This window comes from Agaribacter marinus, assembly GCF_030160655.1.
GTDB classification, from domain to species: Bacteria; Pseudomonadota; Gammaproteobacteria; order Enterobacterales; family Alteromonadaceae; genus Glaciecola; species Glaciecola marina.
In genome coordinates this window covers 1-1,055 of the sequence record NZ_BSOT01000025.1, presented here as the reverse complement: position 1 = coordinate 1,055, position 1,055 = coordinate 1, and the positions used below count along the sequence as shown (strand labels likewise).

The window sequence follows — 1,055 nt, the reverse complement described above, 5'->3', positions numbered from 1 at the left end:
GTTGGTGGTACACCACCAATGGCCGAGTTCGGCCTTTCATTATTGTATGTCCAAAGCCATTTTGTAGCTATCGATTGTGCATGCTCAACGGAAACAAACTCATGCATGTCTAACCATTCATGCCTTGCTGTACGATTAAACCTTTCGATATAAGCATTCTGTGTAGGTTTGCCAGGCTGAATATACAATAACGTGATTTGCTGCTCATTTGCCCAAGCCACCAATTGACTAGAAACGTATTCTGGGCCATTGTCGCAGCGAATGGCTGCAGGCTTACCTCGCCACTCAATTATACGCTCTAAGGACCTTATCACGCGTGCACTTGGCATTGATAAATCAACATCTACCGTGAGCCCTTCGCGATTGTAATCGTCAATCACATTGAATGAGCGAATGCAGCGGCCATCTCGCAAGTTGTCACTCATAAAGTCCATCGACCACACTTGATTAGGTCTAATGGGCACACTAAGCGCATCTGGCTTGGCGCGTTTAAGCCGCTTTCTTGGCTTAATACGAAGGTTTAGCTCAAGCGCTTTGTAGATACGATATACACGCTTATGGTTCCAAACAAACTTCTTCACATTTCGTAAATACAAGAAACATAACCCAAAACCCCATCGCTTATGAGTAGTGGTTAAACGTAACAACCAATCGGCAATCAATGCATTTTCACTCGACTGCTTTGCCACATACCGATAACCACTTTGGCTTATTCCTACACACTCACATGCCATACGAATACTGAACTGGCGCTGTTTCACTAACTCAATTGCCATCTCGCGTTTTACGAATGGCTTTAGAGCTTTCCCTCAATAATTTCCTGCCTGATATCTGCCTTGATGCATTCTTCAGCATACATCTTTTTGAGGCGCTTATTTTCAGCCTCTAGCTCTTTCATTCGCTTCATCATTGAGGCATCCATACCGCTGTATTTTGAACGCCAATTATAGAACTGCGCACTGCTCATCCCATGCTCGCGGCACAAGTCTGGAACCGACACACCGCCTTCATTTTGTTTAAGAATAGCCATGATTTGGCTTTCACTAAATTTTGAT

At 44.1% G+C, this 1,055-nt stretch carries 1 protein-coding gene; it reads right to left on the bottom strand.

All coding sequences use genetic code 11. The features are described from left to right. Positions 1 to 1,055, bottom strand: a protein-coding gene (locus tag QQK00_RS20425; protein ID WP_284219557.1) for an IS3 family transposase whose coding sequence is annotated in 2 segments (ribosomal slippage) — positions 1 to 802 and positions 802 to 1,055 — 1,056 coding nt annotated over the 2 segments. Because the reading frame shifts where the segments join, the coding sequence is not laid out codon by codon here. This gene is flagged as partial in the annotation.